Genomic DNA, 17157 nt, shown 5'->3' with positions numbered 1-17157 from the left:
TTGTAATTAAATAGGCATTTCAAATATTTTTCGACAGTTATCCAGCATCTTCCCCGATAGCTTTGGATGGCCATAAGCCTCTGAAAGGGTTCTGGCAAGTTCAATTGATGATAAATAACCTTTATGGTCCAGGCGGAACTGGATGATGCCTTTATTATAATACAACAAGTTCAAACCCTGGTAATTCCGGTTGTTTTGGCAGGAGGCAATTCCTTTGTTGACAATTTCCAGAGCCTTAAGATTTTCTTTTGAACGAATGTAAACCGTGGAAAGATTAAGGCATATTTTCGGGTATAACACATCGTTTTCCTCCGAAGACTCATGACAGAACTCTAAAATTTCGATATAAGCCCGGGGGTTATCCAATTGATTTAAGACAAAGGCCATATTCATTAAAATCCGAATCTCAAGGGCGGAGTAAACAAAATCAGAAAAAGTTTCCACGGAAAAAGAAGGTATGGTTTGTTGAAGTCCCCTTACTAGTTCATCTAATGCCTTTGATGGATCCGCTTCTTTTTTATACAGGATCACCGCCTTGGAAAGATGAAGAAGCTGATGGATTTGTACCTTGAAATAGGATTGGGAGGAATTCTTTAATAAAACATCAAGTTCAAGAATTTCCTTTTCCAAAGAGTCAATTTCATCCTTATCAAACTTCAGCTCTAAGCGATTATACACTTCGTTAAACATTAACGTATGGTCAATTCGAAATTGGGAAAACAACAGCAGTAAATCTTCCCTGTAGAGGGAGGACAGGATTTCCAGGGTTTCAAATTTAGGAATCACTTTTCCCCCTTCTAACCGGCGAAGAGTGGAGGGATTGATCCCGGTTTTATCATATACTTCATTTTGGCTTAAATCAAATTTTAATCGTATATCCTTTAATTTTATACCGAAGCTGGAAAGATTGAAGTCCATAGCAGTCTCCTTAATGTAGAAGTTTATTTATATGATATTTACCTTTTTAAAGGAAGTTAAAACAAAATTTGTTGAAATTTCAGGGACAACTATTATAGCAAGAATCATGCCAAAAAACCACTTATTACCGCGCATCCATGCCTGATGTATTTCAGGAGGGAGTGTTATATCATAGTATTAATAGATATTGTAAGTGAAGGGCAGTAAAAAATAAAGGAGGTTATCCAGATGAAAAGGTTCATCGCTATTAGTCTAATCACTATGAGTCTTGCACTAGCATTTGTTGGAGGAGGGATGGAGATTAACGGCAGAAAAGGAGATGATGGCTTGTTTGAGTGGAACAGTTTACCAGGGGAAGAGGAAGCCATCGGGAAAGAAGACGATGGATTATTTGAATGGAACGATTTTACCGATGAAGAATATTCTTAAGAAATAGCAGAACAATTATTTTAGGGCTGTATGAAGGGAGGAAATTCCATGGGATTTATCATAAATGACCATAACGGGAAAATAGAAGGCGGTTATACTAACTTGGTTGATGTTACTACGGGCAAAATCCTAGGGGATGTTTTTTCTTCCGTTACAAGGGAAAAAAGTAGAGAGCAGGAGACGTTATCGGAATATCGGGGGATTATGAGCGGAGATTCAATTGGAATCTATGGAAAACAAATCGATAGTAAAAAGGGCATTGGAAACATGATTTTAGAACACATATTGGAGAGAATAGGGAATCGGTTTGAGGATCAGGGGAAGCATTTAAAAAATGTACAGCGCTACAGCCTGGCTATTGGGAAAGCTTTGGACTTAAGTGGTTTTGATTTGAAAGACCTGGCCCTTGCGGCGAAACTCCATGATATCGGCAAGACTTTTATTGATCCGGATATTTTAAATAAAAGGGAAAAATTGACAGAAACCGAAAAAGCAGAGATAAAAAAACATCCGGAGATCGCCTATTGGTTGCTTAAAGCCGATAAAAGATATCGGGAGCTGGCAAGGTATGTTTTGCATCACCATGAACGTTGGGATGGCCAGGGCTATCCCGAGGGATTAAAGGAGGAAGAAATACCGCTGTTTTCAAGAATCATTGCCGTGGCCGATGCGTTCGATGCCATGACCACGGAACGGGGGTATCAAAGGACTATAAGTCGGGAGGGAGCACTTCGGGAGCTGATTGAGCACTCCGGAAGCCAGTTCGATCCTGAAATCGTGAAAATATTTGCGGATAAGGTTTTGTTAAAAGTAGGTAATATCAACAATGAATTAGGGTAAAGGGCTAAAGCAAATAATCCTTAGCATAAGCGTTCCATAATCATACAATTAAAACTGCTAAGAAACCATGGGTTTCTCTTAGCGGTTTTTTTATGAAAAAAAGAACTTTTAGTAAGCAGAAAAAATTCCTTTGACACTTTCCCGGTTCAGCGTATAATAGATAGGGTATGTTAGAAGTAAAGAGTCGTATATTGGTATAAAAGTATCAGAATAGATGGAGGATGAATTTATGTTTGGAATAGAATGGATCGAATGGGTGGGTTATTTAGCATCGGTATTGATTCTAATTTCCCTGTTAATGAGCTCAATTGTAAAACTTCGCTGGATCAACTTAGCGGGGGCGGCGATATTCGCTGCCTATGGGTTTATTATAGGAGCCCTGCCCGTAGGGGTAATGAACTTAGGTATCGTGATTATCAATATTTATTATTTAAGGAAAATCTATGCACGGAAAGAGTATTTTCAAATGATTCCCGTGGATAAAAACACCCAGTATTTTAATTACTTTTTGGATTTTTATCGGGAGGATATTGAAAAATATTTTTCCCATAACAATTTCAAAGTGGAGGAGACTACGGTGGGACTGTATATTTTACGGAATCTGGTACCCGCAGGAGTATTTCTTGCAACGGAAGAGGACCCGAAGACGCTTAGGATTCAATTGGATTTTGTAATTCCCGAGTATCGGGATTTTAAGATCGGAAATTATATTTTTGAAGACCGAAAGGATTATTTTTTGAATTTAGGGTATAATACTTTTCACAGTTACGGGGTTAATGAGAAACATGAGAACTACTTGGAAAAAATGGGTTTTAAAAGAATTGATAAAGAGAAGAATTTATTCGAGAAAGTGATTCATTAGTATTCCGACAAGGGGGATGGGGAAAATGTTAAAAGATTATGTGGTTAGTTATTACCAAAAAGGTTTTAACTGAGCCGAAGCCATGTTGCTGGGCGGCAATAAGTACTACGGATTGAATCTTAAAAAGGAAACCATTACAACCATGAGAGGTTTTGGTGGAGGAATGCATACCGAAGAATTGTGTGGCGCCCTTAGCGGTGGGGTAGCGGTCATCGGGGTAATATTTTCTGAGAAAAAAGAATACGATCAAGATAAGATTAAAGAGGCAACCAAGGAATTTGTTGAAAAATTTAGCCAGGAGTTGACTTCCACGAACTGTCAGGAAGTGAAAAATATCTACCGGGAAGAAGTGTATAAGTGTTCCCCCGTTGTGGGTAAAGCCGGAGAAATTCTGGAAAGAACTTTGTGTAAATATCAAAGACTGAATAAATAGTGGCTATAGCCTGGATAAGGTTGTCTACCGGGGAAAGTGGAGAGGATGTCGGTCAAAGGGGTGAAACAGTGGAAGTAAAAAGGGGAAAGAAAAATAACTATATCCGTGGGCTTCGTTGGTTTCTGGTGATTTTGGGATGGACCACGATCCTGCTTAATCATATATTTTTAATGAACGGTCTTCACCATTCCTATAACTTTTTTGAAGCCCTGTTTCACGGCTTTAAACTGTTTACCATTCAAAGCAATATTTTAGTGCTGTTGTCCCTGTCCTTGGCCCTGGCATATAAAAAGAAGGTCGTTTTTTTTACGGATCCTAAGGTTCGCACGGCCTTAGCGGTTTATATAACCGTGACCATGCTAATTTTTTTTATGGTTTTAAGACAGGAGTACAGGACTACCGGTATGCTTCATATCATTCATGTAATTACCCATTATATTATTCCCGGGGGGTATTTGATCGACTGGTTTTTCACGGTGGATCCCAAGGGGTATCACTGGGGAGACAGTCTGAAGTGGATCATTTATCCCGGAATTTATGGGCTTTTTTCTTTGATTTACGGAAGGCTTTTGGGGGAGTATGCCTATCCCTTTTTAAATCTGGAAGCCTTATCCGGGTTCTCGGTGGCCCTTAATTTTCTACTGGGATTACTGGGATTTCTGATTCTCGGATTAATATTTATCGGTATACAAAAAAGCAGGGAGTCCCTAGAGTAGTGGGGCTTCCTGCTCTTATTTTAAAAATTATACTGCATTTTATTTCCCTACAATGGAAGCTTCCTTAAAGAGTACCATGGGAGAATAGCCCATATGGTAGAAGATGCTTCGCATGACTTCATAATGGGTGCCGATGGCCTCCACATTTTGGAATAAATCATAAATGTTTCCTGCGATCATGGCCCCCTTTACCTGGCCTTGAAGCTCACCGTTTTCGATCAGGTAGCCGGAAGAAATGTTTAAGGAGAAATCCCCCCGATTGATATTTCCTGTATGGGCACCCATGACCCCGGTGATCAAAAGACCACGTTTTATGTCCTTTACAATCAGCTCATCCTCCCGGTGGTCCCCTTCAATGATTAAATTCGTATCAAATACGGAAGGGGTGTCTTCGATTTCCTTAGAAAACAGGGTTCGTTTTAAGGCATTCCCCGTTGGCTCCTGATTCAATTTTTTTCCCTGCTCGATATTTACAAGATAATTTTTAAGTACGCCCTTTTCATACAACAGGGTGTTTTTCGAGGGCGTGCCCTCGTCATCAAATAAACAGGTATTGACCCCGAAGGCCATTTTTCCGTCATCTCGAATAGTAATTTTTTCGGAAAAGAGTTTTTCTTCGATTTTATCTTTTAAAGGGGAGGTGCCCTTTAACACATTTCCTCCGTTAACCCCTCCTATAACCCGAAGCATTAAAGCCCCCATCACATTTCCGGAAAAAATCACGGGCATTTTCTCGTTTTCCATGGTGATCTTCTTGTTTCCCAAATGATGTCGATGGATCAGCCGGTCCAGACCCCCGTCGGTAATTTCCGGAACTTTGCCGGAGGAATATTCCTTAGAGACCCCCATAAATCCTTTATCCGTCAAGGTGTTTATAGAAAGGGAGAGATTGGAATAGTCGTAGGTTTCATTGAACCCGGCACTGTTTAATAAGGAGACTCGCTTGATGTTTTTATGAACCCGAACTCCTGTGGGGATCTCCGGGGCTTTTTCTTTTAAGCGGTCTGATAAGTCGAAGGCCATTTTCGTAAGGTCCTCGGTACTTAACTGATCCACTTCGGGAGAAAAGGAAAAAACCATACGGGGGAGTTCATTGGGAAAGTCGACGGCATGGGATTTTTGATTCTCCAAGGCAATCAGCGCCCGGTCCACCAGGGTATCATCTTCCAGGGAAGTGGATACGGAAGTGCCCATCAGCCCATTTTTCGTAAGGCGCAGAGAGACCTCTCTTTTCTTCTCGGATTTAATATCCTTTAGCTTGCCGAGCTTGATATCCACGGAAGTACTTTGGATATCACGCTTGTAAACTTCTCCGCCATCGGCGGAGGATAAGGCTTTGTTAAGTAATTGTCGCATGCTATTGTCCTCCTATTCCCATATTTTTGATCTTAATCGGTGCGGAACCTTTCCCTGACTGAATAAGAATTTGGCCCCCTTTTCCGCAACCACCGGCCTTGGAAAAGGTAACTTCCCTGCCGACCATCTCGATGTTTTTCAGGGTGGTAAAAAGGTGTCCCGTTAAGGCCAGGTCCCGGACCATATGAGTGATTTCCCCGTTTTCAATTCGGTAGCCTCCCTGTACGGCGAAGGTGAAAGTTTCACCGCTGGTTTGTCCTCCGGCGGATCCGAATAAATACAGGCCGTCATCGATGGAGGCGATCATATCCTTAAGGGAGCTCTCTCCTTGATCGATATAGATATTTCCCATTCGAACAATAGGGGTGAATCCGAAATTCTTTGCCCGGGCATGGCCTGTGGGCTCTTCCTCCATAAAGTCGGCACTTTCCAGGGAATGGAGACGACCATCTAATTTCCCCCGCTTTATTAAAGAAACCCGTTGGGCCTTGGTTCCTTCGTGATCATATACATAACTTCCCGGGTGTCCCGGTCGGGTAGGATCGTCTATTACATTGAAGTTTTCCATGGCGAAATCCGTGCCCAGACTCATGGTCTCGCCCAGGGTTTTGTTTCCGATCAAATTATCCGCCTCACTGAGATGACCGAAGGCTTCGTGGATAAAGAGACCTCCGACGTCGCTGTCTAAAATCACATCGTAATTTCCCCCTTTAATCGGCTCCGCATCCAAAAGGGAAAGGGTCTGCTTTACTTTTTCCAAAACCTCCTGTTCTTTGTCCAACAGTTCGCTGAAATCTTCATTGCCTCCGAAGGATAACCGGGTCAGTTGGGTTAAGTCTCCCCGTTTGGCAGTAATCCTAAAGGTCATTCCGCAAATCAATTCCTCCTGCTGTACTTCCGTGCCCAGATTATTAAGAATTAAGGTGTCGGTAAACTGTTCATAGTATTGGGATTCCAGGTCTGCGATCTCATCGTGCTCTAGGATCAGTTCCCTGTATTTTTCCAGTAATCCTTTTTTTTCGGAGATTTCCAGGTTCCGGGGATCCTCTTTGGGAGAAATCCTTACATGGTCTTTATTTACAGGAATTCGTTGGAAGGTCTCCTTCCCCGGATTTAAGTCGCTGGCGGTTTTGGCTTCCTGAAAGGCCAGATTCACGTCCTTCGGATCCGTAAAGGCAAAACTTCCAAAGCCGCCGCCGGAGAGTACACGAACATTTCCGCCGCTCTTTTTCACGATGGACACTTGGTCAATTTCCTTTTTGTCCCCTTTGATGGTGGTATGGGAAAAATCCTGGTAACGAAGATCACAAAAATCCTCCTGGGGTAAAGCTTCTTTAAAGTACTGTTTATCCATCATTTTCCTCCTTTTGCCCGGGAAATACTCCGGGCATCTTTTAATCCTATTTAATTGTATCACGGCTATTTATTTAGGGCCAGGAAATATTTGAATTCATTGAAAAATCATAAACATTCTTAAGAGAGGAAAAAAACATCGAAGCCCGGATTTCCTTTATGTTACAATAGGATTAAGAAATCCATCCGTCCCGGGGCCTAGGAGGAATCCTCCGAAGGACGCTTATATTGAGAATAAATAAGAGGTAAAATGGGTATGGATAACCCTATAGCTTCAAATGTGAAGCAATAGTAATAGAAGTTGTATAAAGGAGAGGATTGTATGAGTACGAAACACAAAGCCCTGATCGTAGGGGTGAATTTAAATTCTCAAGATAGTTTTGAGGAGTCCATGGAGGAGTTGAAAAATTTAACGGAGGCCTGTAACTATGAGGTAGCCGGAAGAATGGAACAAAACCTGAAATCCATTCATCCCGCTTACTATATAGGGACGGGAAAAGTGGAGGAAATGAAGCCCTTTCTAGAGGAATTGGAAATTGACGTGGTGGTATTTAATGATGAGCTGAGTCCCATGCAGCTGAAAAATCTTGAGAAAGCCTTGGATATCATTGTACTGGACCGCACGAACTTGATTTTGGAGATTTTCGCTAAACGGGCAAAAACCAAGGAAGCAAGACTGCAGGTGGATGTGGCTCAACTGCAGTATATTCTTCCAAGACTGAAGGGGGCCTACGAGGCCTTAGGACGCCAAGGAGGCGGCGCGGGACTGAAAAACCGTGGTGCGGGAGAGAAAAAAATCGAGCTGGATCGAAGAAGAATTGAAGACCAGATCACAGAACTTCAAAAGCGGTTAAAGGAGATCAGCAAAAAAAGGGAAGTCCAGCGAAAGCGGAGAGCGAAAAGCGGTTTGCCCATGGTGGCCCTTGTAGGCTATACCAATGCGGGGAAATCCACCATAATGAACGAAGCCGTGGAAAAATACGGTGCCGACGATTCAAAAAAGGTGTGGGTAAAGGATATGCTTTTCGCCACATTGGATACCTCCATTCGAAAAATTGAACTGCCCAATCAAAAGGCCTTTTTACTCTCGGATACCGTAGGGTTTGTCAGTAACCTGCCCCATAATTTAATCAAGGCTTTTCACTCCACCTTAGAGGAGGTTCGGGAAGCGGATCTGCTTCTTCATGTGGTGGATATTTCAAATCCCGATTACCGGGAGCAAATGAAGATCACCGAGGATACCTTAAAGCAAATCGGAGCCCTGGATGTTCCTATGCTTTATGTGTACAATAAAGGAGATTTAGCGGAGGTTGAAATTCCCAAATTAATCGAAGATAAGGTCTATATCTCCGCAAAAGAGCACATCGGCCTGGAAATACTGATGGAGGCCATTGAGCGAAAGGTTTTTAAAGCCTATAAAAAAGCGAAGTTTTTGATTCCCTTTAAGGAAGGGGAGGTGGTGTCCCACTTAAATCAAAATGCCACCGTCCTTAACCAGGAGTATAAGCCCGAGGGCACCCTGTTAGAGGTGGAGTGCAAGGAAAAGGATTATGAAAAATACCAGGAGTATCTTGTGGCGGAAGAAAAAGCATAAGATTTATTCAGTTGAACGGTATATTTTGGAGGTGTTTTAATGAATCGAGATCCCTACTTACCCTTAACGGAAACCACTTATTATACTTTGGTGTCGTTATTAGAACCCTGTCACGGGTATAAGATACTTAACAGAATTAAAGAACTTAGTAACGGGCAAGTGCATGTAGCACCGGGAACCCTGTATGGGGCTTTGGAGAATTTAGAAAAACAGGGACTGATCAGATTAGTAGAAGAAGTGGGTTCCCGTAAAAAGGTTTTCCGGATTGCGGATAAAGGATTGGCGGTATTGGAAAAAGATCGTCAAAGACTGATTCATATGACCCGGATTCTGGAGAACTATCAGGAGTTGCCATTTTCTTCAGAGAACAAATCTTCAGAGGAAAAAGAAGAAGAAAGGGAAGGCAAAAGTAGTGAGGTCGATGAAGGGATGCACAAAACCGAGAAAATAAAGAAAAAGCGGGAAGAAGATTTGTTTTATTAAACCGGAAACTTTCCATGGCCCGTTAGCGTCTTAAAATAAATAGGAACTGGATGATGGGGTGATCCTAAATGGATAGGAATCGAAGAAAAAACCGAAGAGAAGTGTATCGGAAAAGAAATGAAAAAGAAGAAAAAAAGTCCCGGGGGCTTTCTATGTTTTTTTTGCCGGGGTTTTTATGGGCAGGGATCTATTACCTTGAGACCTTGGTTCGCCTGGGCACCTCGGGGAATGTGATCTCCTGGGGACTGTTTTTTTCCCTGATCTTTGGAGGCGTACTGGCGCTGCTCATTTACGGTGGGGCCACCCTTTTAGGGGAAAAATCCCGTAGAATAACCCTGGGAATCATTTTGTTTCTTCTGGGGTTTATTTTTGCTTCTCAGCTGGTATATTATAATATGTTCGGTACCTTTAATACGATCTATTCCGTAAGGCATGCGGGGCAGGCCACGGAATTTTGGAGGGAAGCCCTTTATGAAATCGGGAGGAATTGGTATTTGGTGCTCTTGGCTTTTGTTCCCTTTGGGCTTTATCTGTTTATTGGTAAAAAAATCAACAACACCCCGAAAAGAAGGCCCTATGTCCTGGGATTGATACTGGCGGCAGCTGTTCTTTTTCATCTGATCGGCATCGGGGTGGTTCATACCCAGGACCAAGGGGAGAATTCTCCTTATAATCTTTACTATAACATTCACTTTCCCCGGTTTTCTGTGGACAACTTAGGTCTGATCACCTATACCCGTCTGGATGCTCAAAGACAGATTACCGGCTGGACTCCCGTCTTTGTTGGGGAAATGCCTGAGGAATTGGAAGAAGATCCCGATGAAACTAGTAATGATGAGGACGTAGAGGAGGATCAGGACCGGGAAGAGGAAAACTTTGAAGATAGTGATGAAGACAAGGAAGAGCCGGAGGAAGAGCCCCGGGAGTATAATGTTTTAAATATTGATTTTGATGAACTGATGGAAGAAGAAAACCAGGAGGAAATCCTTGAGCTGCACCGATATTTTAGGAATCAGGCCCCCAGCGAGAAAAATGAATATACGGGGAAATATGAAGGCCATAATTTAATCGTTATCACGGCAGAGGCCTTTTCCCATCTGGCCTTGAACGAAGAAGTCACCCCCACCCTTTATAAACTGGTTCATGAGGGGTATTACTTTGAGGATTTTTATACTCCGATTTGGGGGGTCAGCACCCTGGACGGGGAATACGTTGCCAATACGGGGCTGATTCCGAAAAGCGGGGTATGGAGTTTCCGGGAGTCCAGTGACAATGCGATGCCCTTTGCCTTTGGAAATCAATTAGATCCCCTGGGTTATGAAACAAGGGCTTACCATAATCACACCTACACCTATTACGACCGCCATTTATCCCATCCCAACCTTGGATACAAGTATCAGGGAATCGGAAACGGTCTGGATATTACCCGTACCTGGCCCGCATCGGATTTGGAAATGATGGAGGTGACGATTCCCGAATATATTGAAGAGGAACCCTTTCACACCTATTATTTGACCATGAGCGGACACTTGCAATACAGTTTTGAAGGAAACAACATGGCGATGAAAAATCGGGAGGTGGTCTCCCATCTCCCCTATTCCCAGCAGGCCAGGGCCTATTTAGCCACCCAGGTGGAACTGGACCGGGCCATGGAGCATTTACTGGAACAGCTGGAAGAACAGGGAATTGCCGAGGAGACCTTAATCGTTATGAGTTCTGATCATTACCCCTATGGACTGGACCACGAAACCATTGAAGAACTTCAGGGAGAGCCCGTGGATCAGAACTTTGAGCTTTACCGAAATGCCTTTGTTTTATACCATCCGGATATGGAGGAGAAGGTTTTCACCGAACCGGCCTCGAGTCTAGACATCATGCCGACGGTATCCAATCTGATGGGCTTGGAATTTGACTCCCGGCTGTTTATGGGAAGAGATTTATTTTCCGATACCGACCCCTTGGTTATTTTTGAAAACCGGAGTTTTATTACGGATAAAGGGAAGTACAACGCAGAAACCGAAGAATTCACTCCCCGGGAAGGGGTATCGGTTCCTGAAGACTATCAGGAGGAAATTTCCAACCAGGTCAGCGCAAAATTTTATTTCTCTGCCCGAATTCTGGACCTGGATTATTACCGTATTATCGAAGAGGCCTTGGAAGACTAGAGACTGAAATACAACGGGGATCCCTGACCCCGATGGTATAGAAGAGGAGTTTTGGGTAAATAATAAAAGAGAAAAAAATGAAAGGAGCCAGTGGTTATGGAACAAACATTGTTTAAGACTTTACGAATCATCGAAGAAGAGGATCGGTATATCAGAAGGATTGAAAGTCGAAAAATTGGGGATTTGCCGGAAGGGGACACCATTGTAAAGGTACAGTATTCTTCGCTGAATTATAAAGATGCCCTGTCCAGTGTGGGCAATAAAGGGGTAACCAGGAATTATCCCCACACACCGGGAATCGACGCCGCGGGGACCATTGTAAAAAGCAGTGACCCTGAGTTTTCTGAAGGGGAAGAGGTGATTCTTACCGGTTATGACCTGGGAATGAATACCGAGGGTGGCTTTGGTCAGTACATCCGGGTACCCTCACAGTGGGTCGTTAAAAAGCCCGAGGGTCTGGACCTAAAGGAAAGCATGGTCTACGGAACCGCCGGCTTTACCGCAGCCCTTTCAGTGTATAAGCTGACAAAGGACGTGGATAAGAACGCCGGGGAAGTGCTGGTTACAGGAGGTACCGGAAGCGTGGCAAACATTGCATCGAAAATCCTGGTGAAAATGGGATATGAGGTTGTGGTGGCCACAGGAAAAGTGGACAGCCAAAAAGAGGAGCTTTTGAGTCTTGGGGTGAAATCCGTAATCTCTAGGGAAGAAATTCAGGATGAGAAGAAAAAGGCGATGCTGAAATCCCGATGGGCAGGAGTCATTGACACCGTAGGGGGAAGTATCCTGGGAGATGTTATTAAAAGCATACAGTATGACGGAGCGGTGACCACCTGCGGGAATGTAGGGGGAGATAAATTTGAAAGTTCCGTTTATCCCTTTATATTAAGAGGGGTGACCCTTTATGGCATTGATTCCGTCCAGTGCCCCATGGATCTTCGCTTGAAGATTTGGGAGAAGTTAGCAGGACCCTGGAAAGCCGATAACCTTCAGGCCATGGTGGAAGTGGTGAGCCTGGAGGAAATGGAAGGGAAGATGGATGCTATGCTGGCGGGCAAAAAAGTCGGCCGGATCGTTTTACACCATGAGGAGTAACCCTTCCTGATATTCTTAAATAGCTAGAAAAGCCGTGACCACACTTATTATTGATGGTCACGGCTTTTTTTAAACATCATTGGATTTTTCCCGGGGCCTTAAAAAGGACTAAGAAATTTTCTCCGGTTCTGAATATTCCTCACCGAAGGTTTCCACGGTCAGGGTTTCTATTCGTTGGTCCTCTACAGGGCGGTCCATCCTATCGGTTTTTACCTTTACGATGTCCTCCGCATGTTCAAAGCCTTCGGTGATCTTACCAAAGCCTGCATACTCTCCGTCAAGATGGGGGGACCGTGCCACCATGATAAAAAACTGGGAGCCGGCGGAATCCGGATCCTGGGCCCGGGCCATGGATAGGACCCCGGCTTCGTGCTTTAGGTCATTTTCGAAACCGTTGGATCGGAACTCTCCTGGAATGGAATATCCGGGACCGCCCATGCCGGAGCCTTGGGGATCGCCTCCCTGGATCATAAAACCGGGGATCACCCGGTGAAAGATCAGGCCGTCATAAAAGTTTTTTTCAATTAAAGAAATGAAGTTACGAACTGTATTCGGGGCGACTTCGGGATAAAGCTCGGCTTTCATGGTGTTGCCGTTTTCTAAGGTAAAGGTAACCACTGGGTTTTTCATTAGTATTCATCCTCTCAATGTAATGAACTGAATTTACAAAACAAGTTTATTCCATTATAGTAACGATTCCTTTATTTTACAAGTCCTTTAGGGAAGAAAGAGGGAAATATATTTGTGACTGCGTCAAATTAATGATAAAATAAATCAACTGAAAGAAAGAACAATGTTTTTAAAAGAATAAGGGAGGAAAAAATGATAAAAATTATAGCAGACTCCACTTGTGACTTATCCGAAGAAATTTTAGAAAAGTATGATATTCAGCTGGCATCCTTGAAAATCACCATTGAAGGCAAGGTGTACCGGGACCGGGTGGATATTTCCCCGGATGAGTTTTATGAGCAGATTGAGAATTACAGCGAACCTCCCACCACAGGAATGCCTAGCCCCACGGAATTTACGGATCTGATGGAAAAGGCGGTAACCGACGGGTACAAGGAAATTCTTTGTATTTGCATGTCCAGCGGCACCAGCGGTTCTTACCAATCCGCGGAACTCGGCAAAAAGTATTTCCATGAAAAGGAGGCCTATAAGGATATTCCCGTGCATGTGGTGGACTCCAAGTCCATGAGCCACGGCAGCGGCTGGCTGATTCTAAAGAGTGCCCGGCTAAGAGAACAGGGGGCCACCTATCAGGAACTGATTGATTTTAATGAATCCTATAAGCTAAACCTAAAGCATTTTCTCTCCGTGGATGATTTGAACCATCTAATCCGGAGTGGACGCCTCTCCAATGCCAGTGCTTTTTTCGGTAAGATTTTGCGATTAAAACCGATTATGACCATGAAAGATGCCAAAGGAGCCATTGTGGCCAAGGAAAGAGGACGAAAGCGGGTTCTGGAGCATTACGTCAGTGCCTTTAACAAAAGGGTGGATGAGGAGTTAACGGATTTTATCATCATCGGATACACTTCGGATATTAACTATGCAAAGAACTTACAAGGGAAAATTGAAACGGAAACGGATTTTAACGGAGAGATCTTCATCATGCAAATGGGGGTTGCCGTCGGAACCCATGTGGGTCTTGGAGGACTGGCCCTGTATTTTATTGAAAAAGACCGGATGAAGGATAACCTCCTACGAAACGAATGGGAAAGTATAGTGGAGAAGAAAAATCAATTCCTTAAAAAATACGGAAATGAATAAATCATTATGAGGAGTGAAGACGATGAAACTTACGTATCATGGAAAAACCAAGGATGTTTACCGGTTCCCCGACGGGAACTTTCTTTTGCATTTTAAAGATGACATGACGGGAGCCGACGGGGTTTTTGATCCCGGTTCCAATGAAGTGGGACTGACGGTGGAGGGTGCGGGAAGAGCGGGTCTTGCCCTGACCAAATTCTTTTTTGAAAAACTAAAGGAAAAAGGGATCCGCACCCATTATATCGACGCAGACCTTGAACAGGCCACCATGACCGTAAAACCCGCTGAGGTTTTTGGAAAGGGCTTGGAGGTCATTTGCCGGTACCGGGGGGTGGGAAGCTTTCTTCGACGGTACGGCGCTTATATTGAGGAAGGTGCCCCCCTGGAGGGTTTTGTGGAGGTAACCCTGAAGGATGATCAGCGGGGGGATCCCCCAATTTCCAAGGATGCCCTGGCCATGCTGGGACTGCTGTCCAAGGAAGAATATGAGACACTGAAACAGTTAACCATTGAAATCGGACAGGTGATCAAAGAGGAATTGGAAAAAAAGGACCTGGAACTCTACGACATTAAATTCGAGTTCGGAAGGGATAAGACCACGGGAGAAATTATTTTAATTGATGAAATCTCCGGAGGAAACATGCGGGTTTATCAAGGGGATCAACCGGTGGAGCCCCTGGCCTTGGAAAAAATCATGATAAAGGAATAATTCACAGAATAAAGCATATACGCACTGCGGAAAGGTAGGTTCAGATGAGTAAAACCTTAGTACTGGCGGAAAAGCCATCGGTGGGAAGGGATATTGCCAAAGTCCTTCGGGCAAACAAGAAAAATCATAGCCACATGGAAGGGCCGGAGTATATTGTAACTTGGGCCCTGGGACATTTGGTGACCCTGCAAACCCCGGAAAAATACGATAAACGTTATCAATCCTGGAATATGGAGGATTTGCCCATGCTTCCCGAGCCCATGAAGCTGGAAGTCATCCCCCAGACCTCCAAACAATTTGGACAAGTAAAAAAACTGATGCACCGTAAGGATGTAAAAACCATTGTGATTGCCACCGATGCGGGACGGGAAGGAGAGCTGGTGGCCCGGTGGATTATCCAGGAAGCGGGAGTGAAAAAACCGATTAAGCGGTTATGGATCTCCTCGGTCACCGACGGAGCCATCAAAAAAGGCTTCGCCAATTTAAAGGAGGGCAAAGACTATTACAACCTTTTTCAATCCGCCGTAGCTCGTTCGGAAGCGGACTGGATTGTGGGGATGAATGCCACAAGAGCCCTGACCTGTAAGCACAATGCCCAACTTTCCTGCGGCCGGGTACAAACTCCGACTTTGGCCATGATCGGACAGCGGGAAGAGGAGATTCAAAACTTCACCCCGAAATCCTATTATGGACTGAAGCTTGCAGCAAAAGGGGTGAGCTTTACCTGGTTTGATGAAAAAAGCGGTTCCAACCGGACTTTTAGCAAGGAGAAGGCGGAAAATGTTTTAAAAAAGGTGGAAAAGGAAAAAGCCCTTCTTTCGGATATTCAAAAACAGAAGAAAAAACAAATGCCTCCCGCCCTGTATGATTTGACGGAACTGCAAAGAGAGGCCAATAAACGCTTTGATTTCTCGGCGAAGGAAACCTTAAGAATTATGCAGGGACTCTATGAAAGTCATAAAGTCCTGACCTATCCAAGAACCGATTCTCGGTATCTTTCTTCTGACATCGTGGAAACCTTGGAAGAACGGGTAAAGGCCGTGGCCCTTGGAAACTATCAAAGTGCCGCAAGGAAAATACTGCAAAAACCGATTAAGGGAAATAAAAACGTTGTAAACGATCAGAAGGTTTCGGATCATCACGCCATCATTCCCACGGAGGAGCGGGTACAGATCAGTAAAATGAGTGACTCCGAAAGAAAAATCTATGATCTGGTGGTAAAACGATTTTTAAGCGTCTTAATGCCTCCCTTTGAATATGAAGCAAACACTGTAAAAATCAGTCTAGGGGGAGAAACTTTTCTTGCTAAGGGCAAAAAAGTAATCTCTCCCGGGTGGAGATCTATAGAAAAAGATATGGATAAGAGGGAGGACTCCGAGGACCAGGAGGACCAACAGTTGCCGGAATTTAAAAAGGGTGAGGATTTAGGGATAAAGAGTCTTCAAATTACCGAAGGAAAGACCACCCCTCCGGGATTTTTCAATGAGGGTACGTTGCTCTCCGCCATGGAAAACCCTAAAAAATATCTCACCGGCACCGGGAAAAAGCTGGAAAAGGCCTTGTCGGAAACCGGCGGCCTGGGAACCGTAGCCACCCGGGGAGATATTATCGATAAACTGTTCAACACCTTTTTAATTGAGAAAAAAGGCAAGGATATCCGAATCACCGCCAAGGGAAAACAGCTTCTGAGTCTGGTGCCCAAGGATCTAAAGGCCCCGGACCTGACAGCGAACTGGGAGCAGAAGCTTTCGGATATTGCCGCAGGAAAACTTTCGAAAAAGGATTTTGTATCGGAAATGAAAGCGTATACCAAAATTGTGGTAAAAGATGTTAAAAGCAGCAGTGCCACCTTCAAACACGATAATATTACGGGAAACCGCTGTCCTGAATGTGACAAATACCTTTTGGAAGTCAAGGGGAAACGGGGAAAGATGCTGGTTTGCCGGGACCGGGAATGCGGGTATCGTAAAAATGTGGCAAAGGCTACCAATGCCCGATGTCCCAACTGTCACAAAAAAATGGAACTCCGAGGACAGGGAGAAGGTCAGATTTTCACCTGTCCCTGCGGGCACCGGGAAAAACTGTCGGCCTTTCAAAATCGGAAAAAGGAAAAGGGAGCCCAAGCCTCTAAGGGAGAGGTGCAAAAGTTTTTGAAGAAACAGGAAAAAGAAAAGGAAGAACCGATCAATACCGGTCTTGCGGATCAGTTGGCAAAACTGAAGTTAACCGAGGATTAAGGCTTAGAGATAAAGGATAATTAAGGCTTGAAGATCAAAGATCATTAAATAGCCTGGTGGATATGACCGGAGTATTCTAAATGAAGCTCCGGTTTTTTATTTGTGATTTTCTTTCCCGGGACTTTACAAAGGGGTAAAATTTCGTTATACTGGGAGTACTGAAAATGATATTCGTTATCATATAATATTGAAAG

16 protein-coding genes are annotated in these 17157 nt (G+C 43.9%); 12 read left to right on the top strand and 4 right to left on the bottom strand.

What is annotated here, in order from left to right:
* Nucleotides 1–6: 6 nt before the first annotated feature.
* Nucleotides 7–918 carry a helix-turn-helix domain-containing protein gene (locus ISALK_RS02110; RefSeq protein WP_160718598.1) on the bottom strand — a complete coding sequence of 304 codons (912 nt, stop codon included), beginning with the start codon at nt 916–918 and terminating at the stop codon, nt 7–9.
* 228 nt (nt 919–1146) lie between these two features.
* Here ISALK_RS02110 and ISALK_RS02105 point away from each other — a divergent pair, with 228 nt between their 5' ends.
* From ISALK_RS02105 to ISALK_RS02085, 5 genes are all read left to right on the top strand, one after another.
* A complete protein-coding gene (locus ISALK_RS02105) occupies nt 1147–1347 on the top strand; it encodes a hypothetical protein (RefSeq protein WP_160718597.1) in 201 nt (66 codons plus the stop codon).
* A gap of 48 nt (nt 1348–1395) precedes the next feature.
* Nucleotides 1396–2187: an HD-GYP domain-containing protein gene (locus ISALK_RS02100; protein WP_160718596.1), complete on the top strand. Its 792-nt coding sequence runs from the start codon at nt 1396–1398 to the stop codon at nt 2185–2187.
* Nucleotides 2188–2416: 229 nt separating this feature from the next.
* Nucleotides 2417–3049, top strand: coding sequence for a GNAT family N-acetyltransferase (locus tag ISALK_RS02095; RefSeq protein WP_160718595.1), 633 nt, complete (start codon nt 2417–2419; stop codon nt 3047–3049).
* Nucleotides 3050–3131: 82 nt separating this feature from the next.
* Nucleotides 3132–3482 carry a C-GCAxxG-C-C family protein gene (locus ISALK_RS02090; protein WP_160718594.1) on the top strand — a complete coding sequence of 117 codons (351 nt, stop codon included), beginning with the start codon at nt 3132–3134 and terminating at the stop codon, nt 3480–3482.
* 68 nt (nt 3483–3550) lie between these two features.
* Nucleotides 3551–4198, top strand: coding sequence for a Pr6Pr family membrane protein (locus ISALK_RS02085; protein ID WP_160718593.1), 648 nt, complete (start codon nt 3551–3553; stop codon nt 4196–4198).
* A 39-nt stretch (nt 4199–4237) separates the two neighbouring features.
* Here ISALK_RS02085 and ISALK_RS02080 read toward each other — a convergent pair whose 3' ends face one another.
* Together ISALK_RS02080 and ISALK_RS02075 are read right to left on the bottom strand one after the other, a co-directional pair.
* A complete protein-coding gene (locus ISALK_RS02080) occupies nt 4238–5554 on the bottom strand; it encodes a TldD/PmbA family protein (protein ID WP_160718592.1) in 1317 nt (438 codons plus the stop codon).
* 1 nt (nt 5555) lies between these two features.
* Nucleotides 5556–6908 carry a TldD/PmbA family protein gene (locus tag ISALK_RS02075; RefSeq protein ID WP_160718591.1) on the bottom strand — a complete coding sequence of 451 codons (1353 nt, stop codon included), beginning with the start codon at nt 6906–6908 and terminating at the stop codon, nt 5556–5558.
* 321 nt (nt 6909–7229) lie between these two features.
* Here ISALK_RS02075 and hflX point away from each other — a divergent pair, with 321 nt between their 5' ends.
* From hflX to ISALK_RS02055, 4 genes are all read left to right on the top strand, one after another.
* The gene (gene hflX, locus ISALK_RS02070) at nt 7230–8501 is read left to right on the top strand and encodes a GTPase HflX (RefSeq protein ID WP_160718590.1); all 1272 of its coding nucleotides are present in this window, start codon (nt 7230–7232) and stop codon (nt 8499–8501) included.
* Nucleotides 8502–8540: 39 nt separating this feature from the next.
* On the top strand, nt 8541–8984 hold the full coding sequence (locus ISALK_RS15290; RefSeq protein ID WP_160718589.1) for a PadR family transcriptional regulator: 444 nt from the start codon (nt 8541–8543) through the stop codon (nt 8982–8984).
* A 68-nt stretch (nt 8985–9052) separates the two neighbouring features.
* On the top strand, nt 9053–11149 hold the full coding sequence (locus tag ISALK_RS02060; protein ID WP_160718588.1) for an LTA synthase family protein: 2097 nt from the start codon (nt 9053–9055) through the stop codon (nt 11147–11149).
* Nucleotides 11150–11245: 96 nt separating this feature from the next.
* Nucleotides 11246–12244 (top strand): YhdH/YhfP family quinone oxidoreductase, encoded by a 999-nt coding sequence (locus ISALK_RS02055; protein WP_160718587.1) that lies wholly within the window; start codon nt 11246–11248, stop codon nt 12242–12244.
* Between the two features lie 108 nt (nt 12245–12352).
* Here ISALK_RS02055 and ISALK_RS02050 read toward each other — a convergent pair whose 3' ends face one another.
* Nucleotides 12353–12874 (bottom strand): peptidylprolyl isomerase, encoded by a 522-nt coding sequence (locus tag ISALK_RS02050; protein WP_160718586.1) that lies wholly within the window; start codon nt 12872–12874, stop codon nt 12353–12355.
* 192 nt (nt 12875–13066) lie between these two features.
* Between ISALK_RS02050 and ISALK_RS02045 the strand changes: the two genes are divergently transcribed.
* The 3 genes from ISALK_RS02045 to ISALK_RS02035 are packed head-to-tail and all read left to right on the top strand — an operon-like array spanning nt 13067 to nt 16963.
* Nucleotides 13067–14017: a DegV family protein gene (locus ISALK_RS02045; RefSeq protein WP_160718585.1), complete on the top strand. Its 951-nt coding sequence runs from the start codon at nt 13067–13069 to the stop codon at nt 14015–14017.
* 22 nt (nt 14018–14039) lie between these two features.
* Nucleotides 14040–14726, top strand: a complete 687-nt coding sequence (locus tag ISALK_RS02040) for a phosphoribosylaminoimidazolesuccinocarboxamide synthase (RefSeq protein WP_160718584.1) — start codon at nt 14040–14042, stop codon at nt 14724–14726.
* Nucleotides 14727–14770: 44 nt separating this feature from the next.
* Nucleotides 14771–16963 (top strand): DNA topoisomerase III, encoded by a 2193-nt coding sequence (locus ISALK_RS02035; RefSeq protein WP_160718583.1) that lies wholly within the window; start codon nt 14771–14773, stop codon nt 16961–16963.
* The last annotated feature ends 194 nt before the right edge of the window (nt 16964–17157 follow it).

It is taken from the genome of Isachenkonia alkalipeptolytica (assembly GCF_009910325.1).
In the GTDB taxonomy this organism is placed as follows: domain Bacteria; phylum Bacillota; class Clostridia; order Peptostreptococcales; family T1SED10-28; genus Isachenkonia; species Isachenkonia alkalipeptolytica.
The sequence above is the reverse complement of the archived record's forward strand: the minus strand, read 5'-3'. Positions and strand labels throughout refer to the sequence as shown.

What these genes read in the sequence shown, in the direction of transcription:
- ISALK_RS02080 (WP_160718592.1), bottom strand. Translation starts at nt 5,554, where the DNA reads ATGCGACAATTACTTAACAAAGCCTTATCCTCCGCCGATGGCGGAGAA.
- ISALK_RS02050 (WP_160718586.1), bottom strand. Translation starts at nt 12,874, where the DNA reads ATGAAAAACCCAGTGGTTACCTTTACCTTAGAAAACGGCAACACCATG.
- ISALK_RS02040 (WP_160718584.1), top strand. Translation starts at nt 14,040, where the DNA reads ATGAAACTTACGTATCATGGAAAAACCAAGGATGTTTACCGGTTCCCC.
- ISALK_RS02100 (WP_160718596.1), top strand. Translation starts at nt 1,396, where the DNA reads ATGGGATTTATCATAAATGACCATAACGGGAAAATAGAAGGCGGTTAT.
- ISALK_RS02060 (WP_160718588.1), top strand. Translation starts at nt 9,053, where the DNA reads ATGGATAGGAATCGAAGAAAAAACCGAAGAGAAGTGTATCGGAAAAGA.
- ISALK_RS02110 (WP_160718598.1), bottom strand. Translation starts at nt 918, where the DNA reads ATGGACTTCAATCTTTCCAGCTTCGGTATAAAATTAAAGGATATACGA.
- hflX (WP_160718590.1), top strand. Translation starts at nt 7,230, where the DNA reads ATGAGTACGAAACACAAAGCCCTGATCGTAGGGGTGAATTTAAATTCT.
- ISALK_RS02035 (WP_160718583.1), top strand. Translation starts at nt 14,771, where the DNA reads ATGAGTAAAACCTTAGTACTGGCGGAAAAGCCATCGGTGGGAAGGGAT.
- ISALK_RS02095 (WP_160718595.1), top strand. Translation starts at nt 2,417, where the DNA reads ATGTTTGGAATAGAATGGATCGAATGGGTGGGTTATTTAGCATCGGTA.
- ISALK_RS02045 (WP_160718585.1), top strand. Translation starts at nt 13,067, where the DNA reads ATGATAAAAATTATAGCAGACTCCACTTGTGACTTATCCGAAGAAATT.
- ISALK_RS02055 (WP_160718587.1), top strand. Translation starts at nt 11,246, where the DNA reads ATGGAACAAACATTGTTTAAGACTTTACGAATCATCGAAGAAGAGGAT.
- ISALK_RS15290 (WP_160718589.1), top strand. Translation starts at nt 8,541, where the DNA reads ATGAATCGAGATCCCTACTTACCCTTAACGGAAACCACTTATTATACT.
- ISALK_RS02075 (WP_160718591.1), bottom strand. Translation starts at nt 6,908, where the DNA reads ATGGATAAACAGTACTTTAAAGAAGCTTTACCCCAGGAGGATTTTTGT.
- ISALK_RS02090 (WP_160718594.1), top strand. Translation starts at nt 3,132, where the DNA reads ATGTTGCTGGGCGGCAATAAGTACTACGGATTGAATCTTAAAAAGGAA.
- ISALK_RS02105 (WP_160718597.1), top strand. Translation starts at nt 1,147, where the DNA reads ATGAAAAGGTTCATCGCTATTAGTCTAATCACTATGAGTCTTGCACTA.